The organism is Pararobbsia alpina (assembly GCF_902859895.1).
Lineage (GTDB): Bacteria > Pseudomonadota > Gammaproteobacteria > Burkholderiales > Burkholderiaceae > Pararobbsia > Pararobbsia alpina.
Map to the genome: position 1 here is coordinate 1 of NZ_CADIKM010000108.1, position 4,562 is coordinate 4,562.

Below are 4,562 nucleotides of genomic sequence, written 5' to 3' on the forward strand. Positions count from 1 at the left end.
CTCGCCGCAAGCCTCGACGTGAAGACCGCGAAACGCTCCATGTAGTCACTCAGGAACTTCCGCGTCGATTCATTCGTAATATTGCCCTCTGCATCGATGAGGTCCGGCTTGAACGAGATGTAGGCCTCGCCACCCAGCACGGCTGAACCAAGGATCCCCATGATCTGACGCAGGTGCTGCTGGCCAACCGCCGTACCGATGGCTCCCGGCGATGTGCCGGACATTGCGACGGGCCTATCGCGCCAGACGCTCTTGTCCATCGGCCTCGAGCCCCAGTCGATCGCGTTCTTGAGTACCGCGGGTAGCGAACGGTTGAATTCCGGCATGACCATCAGGAAAGCGTCGGCGCGCTCGCACTCCTCGATAAATTGCTTCACCGACTCCGGCCGGTCGACCTCCAAATCGCTGTTATACATGGGAAGCGCGGCTAGGCCGACCGTATGAAAACGCAGCGACGGGGGCGCGAGCCGTGTCATCGCCGTGGCAAGCTTGCGGTTGATCGAATCGGTTCTAAGACTGCCGACGAGGACAGCGACCTGGTATTGCGTCATACATCACCTTTTCCAAATAAACTCGCCGCGCGGGACTTTTGCTGTCCAGCCCGGGCCTTACAGACTGCTTGGCAAGCATGTAGTCGTGAACGTCAGCAGCATGCCCGATCCCGGCCAGCTGTGCGGTGTCTCGCCGCGACCGAGATCCGGCGCTGGTTCACGGTTGTTGAAAAGTAATCGTCACCTTCATGCATGATCCTCCGGCTCTCTCATATCCAGCAGCAGATGGGACTCCCGCCGCAACAGCCTCCACCGCCCGTCTCCGCTGCGGCGCAGGGTGTCTTCGTAAGCAACCATCAGTACGGACGGGCGTACCCGTAACGGCACATCGGCAGGTGGCTTCGCCTTCAAAACGGCGGTAACCGAACGAGCCCGTGCATGTTCGGAATCATTCAGGTCCACCACGATGTTCGACACCAGGTGGCGCGAGAAGCCCCCTGTGGGCCTGGCAGTGTAGACCGCTCGTATCTCCTCATGACCCCGGTACGTCTTGCCGTCGGGACGCTGCCAGATAGCGTCCGGTTCGAACAGGTCCACAAACGCCTCGACATCGTCTCCGTCCGCGGCGATAGCGTACTTCCGGATGGTTTTGGCGCAGCTCCATTCCGCCAGCATTACCTGCATCTCGTCCATTGTCCCTCTCCCGATCGTCATGCTGTGTGCTTAACTGCGGCCAGCCACATGGCTGGGCTTTAACGACACCGGCTCCCCGTCTCGGATCAGCACGACCTCTTCGGGAAAGGACTGGACGATCTCGATGCCCTGCTTTGCAAGACCATCAAGCAGTTCGGTAAGCCTTTCGAGCGAGGCGTCCTCGATATCGTGCAAAACGACTACCGTCCAGTCCTGCTTTGCAACGTCCGAAAGGCAGCGTTCCACCCAATGTGCCTGATCATCCCAGTCGTGCGGCACACTGTTCCACGCAATGCATGTGAAACGGTGCTCTATCAGATGGGCGAGCGCTTCTTCGCTGAGCAAATGCGGTCCGAGAAGACCAAAATTGCCAAAAGGGCGGAAAAGGCGCTCCGATATGCCACGCTCGGCAATCAGCGCCTGCGTGTCGCCGATCTCGCGTAGCGCATAGCCTGGCTCAGTGCTATCTCCGAATGCGACGGAATGGGTGAATGAGTGATTGCCCACCCAATGGCCGTGCTCGACTATCTTGTCGAGCAAAGCCGCACCCACGGGATCGCCTATGCGATTCCCCATGACGAAGAAGGTTGTCTTGATACCGCGCTCGGCCAGGATGGCCAGAATCGACTCGGTGACCCCGGGCGTCGGGCCATTATCGAATGTGAGCGTAATTTTCTTCATGGTTCATGTTCCGCGCAAAGCAGTGGCAAATTAAGCGGCACGCACCAGGTGACGTTGCGTACCGAGGCCGGTGATCGACATATCGACGACATCGCCGTGCGCCAGATACGTTCGCGGCGTCATACCGAAGCCAACGCCCGCCGGTGTTCCCGTGATGATGAGATGACCGGGGCGTAGCGTCATGAAATGACTGCAATAGCTGACGATCGTATCGACATCGAAAATCAGATCGGCCGTATTACCGCGCTGGCGCGCAGCGCCGTTCACATCGAGCTTCAGTTCGAGCGACCCGGACTCCAACTCACTCGCACTCGCGAGCCATGGTCCGACCGGTGTGAAAGTGTCGAAGCTCTTGCCTTTGCTCCACTGACCGCCCCGCTCGACTTGCCAGTGCCGCTCGGACACATCATTGACCATGACATAGCCGGCAATACACTTGCGCGCCTCGCTCTTGTCGATGCGCGAGGCGGAACTGCCAATGACAATCCCGAGTTCAATCTCCCAGTCGGTATTCGTCGAGCCGGGCGGCAAGAGTATGTCGTCGCCGGGTCCGCAAATGGACGAAGTCGACTTAAAGAAGACCACCGGCTCTAAAGGGATGGGCAAGTTGGATTCCATCGCATGCTGGCGGTAATTCAGCCCAACCGCGATGATTTCCTTGATGTCGCCAAGTGGCGAGCCAATGCGCCCAGGGGTGTCCACCTTCGGCAGCTTCAGTGGATCGAGGGCTTCGAGAAAGCGCATGCCGTCCGGCGAGAGCACGGACTCGTCGATATCTTTGACAATCGGGCTCAAGGCACGCACGGAGCCATCGGCGGCGAGTATGGCCGGAAGTTCCTGGCCTTGGGGCCCATAGCGAAGTAGTTTCATCGGGTTCTTTCTGAGTCAGGCGGAAAAACTATTGGCGCACGAACCACGATTCTTTTTCAATCTGCAATGGCAGAAGAATACGAACGACGCAGTTGTACCAGGCGATTGTCACAAGCAGCTCGAGACGTTGTTGCTGACCGAGGAAGGTCGTAGCGGCCCATGTACTGTCGCTGACGTGCCCTTCGAGGGTTGCTTCTTTCGCCAGACGAACTACGGCGCGCTCTTCGGCGGTGAAGTGTTCCGATTTCTCAAAGTCCTGCAGGTTCTCGAGTTGTTCGCGTCGTACGCCCGCGCTTAGAGCCGCATTCCAATGGTGGTCCACCTCATAGGTCGCGTTTGTCAAGACTCCGACCATCACCACTGCAAGTTCGCGGAAGACTCTGGGGAAGGAGGTCTGTTTGCGCAGCGCGGTTGCCATTCCGAGAACCGCCTCCGTGAGTGACGGGGCGTTCGCAAGTGCCAAGAAAATATGCTCAGGATTGGCACCACGTTCTGCTATCAGCCGATCGTAGAGATCCACTCTGCCGTCCGGGATGGTCTCTCTGCTCACATAGGGAATACGTGCCATATCTAAAAACCTTAACCTTGATCAAAAGAGATGGATCGTTGCTCTCGTGAGCAACGATCAGATATTCGAAACGCCTGGCCTCAGCTCATTCCCAGATAAGCTTCCAGGGACGGCTCCGGTCCTCCGGGCGGCGGATTTCTGCGTTCGACGCCATGGAAGGAAGAAGCATTCTTCAGCCAGGTCAAGCGCGGCGGGAGTCCCCACGACTCGGTTACCCGTTTGATGTTGGTCAAGTCATGAACAATCGGTTCGTCTTGCGCATCACCGGAGTAGATCGGGGGCGGCAGCAATTCGACGCGGTGGCCGTCCGGATCGACCAGATAGACATAGTACGAATGCCCCAGACTGTGCCTGCCGGGCCCGAACTCGACGTTGTCGCCAAAGCCCAGGCTACCTGCGACATCGCAAGCCCGCATGATTTCGTGGATACCGTGGACGACGTAGGCAAAATGATGCAACGCGGGTCCTGGCCGTTTGATAAGAACGACATCGTATTGGGAGTCCTTGGCGTGCAAAAAGACGCCGACCGGCTGATCTCCCACGATCATGTAATCCAGGATTCGAAACCCAAAATCGGCGTAGAAGCTTGCTGCCAACTGGACGTCGGGGGCCGTGACCTGGTAGTGATCGAAGCGAAGTGCACCCCCGCCGCGAACACTCTCAAACTTCTGATCGAGCCTTTCAAGGCGCGGCATGGTAGCGCAAAACTCTAGCGGGGTTCCGCTGATGTCCGAAGCATGCAGGGTGCGTGATTGGAACGGTGCATCGACGAATTCAGCTTTGATTCCGCGCTTATCGAAGAAGAACTTGGCTTTTTCCAGGTCTTCGTCATCATAGGTCCGCAGGCCGGTCCTGATACACGAGGGCGCGCCATCCGTGCGCTTCAGGATCAAGCTATGGTGTGAGCGCTCTTCAACGCCTCGTAGATAGATCGTGTCACGGTCCTCGTCACTCACGACCAAGCCAACGACTTCCGTATAGAAATCGCGGCTGCGCGCCAAGTCACTGACGGTAAAGGTCAGGTGGCTTGCCCGAGTCACGCGGAAGGGTGCCGGCTGGGCTGTCTGAGGAATCTGGATCATCGCATCTCCTTGTTCTGGTGAATATTTTTAGGTAAAGCCCTACTAGTTTGAGAAACCATTCTCATGAGAACGGGCATGACATCGCCTCACTGAATGGGACTGAGGGGGTGAATTCCGCGTACCGGGCGTCAAGATTGCTCTTCGATCATCCGGCACTCGGCAACCTCGGGATGCTCA

The 4,562-nt window shown here is 57.8% G+C and carries 6 protein-coding genes; all 6 read right to left on the minus strand.

What is annotated here, in order from left to right:
- Positions 1-551, minus strand: a 551-nt coding sequence (locus HV670_RS29290; RefSeq protein WP_175108430.1) for an NADPH-dependent FMN reductase, incomplete at its 3' end; no start/stop codon positions are given.
- 186 nt (positions 552-737) lie between these two features.
- On the minus strand, positions 738-1,184 hold the full coding sequence (locus HV670_RS29295; protein ID WP_175108431.1) for a nuclear transport factor 2 family protein: 447 nt from the start codon (positions 1,182-1,184) through the stop codon (positions 738-740).
- A 30-nt stretch (positions 1,185-1,214) separates the two neighbouring features.
- Positions 1,215-1,865, minus strand: a complete 651-nt coding sequence (locus HV670_RS29300) for a polysaccharide deacetylase family protein (protein WP_175108432.1) — start codon at positions 1,863-1,865, stop codon at positions 1,215-1,217.
- Between the two features lie 30 nt (positions 1,866-1,895).
- Positions 1,896-2,735, minus strand: coding sequence for a fumarylacetoacetate hydrolase family protein (locus tag HV670_RS29305; protein WP_175108433.1), 840 nt, complete (start codon positions 2,733-2,735; stop codon positions 1,896-1,898).
- 28 nt (positions 2,736-2,763) lie between these two features.
- Positions 2,764-3,303 carry a carboxymuconolactone decarboxylase family protein gene (locus HV670_RS29310; protein WP_175108434.1) on the minus strand — a complete coding sequence of 180 codons (540 nt, stop codon included), beginning with the start codon at positions 3,301-3,303 and terminating at the stop codon, positions 2,764-2,766.
- Between the two features lie 80 nt (positions 3,304-3,383).
- Complete coding sequence (locus HV670_RS29315) at positions 3,384-4,385, minus strand: VOC family protein (protein ID WP_175108435.1); 1,002 nt, start codon at positions 4,383-4,385, stop codon at positions 3,384-3,386.
- Positions 4,386-4,562: the final 177 nt, after the last annotated feature.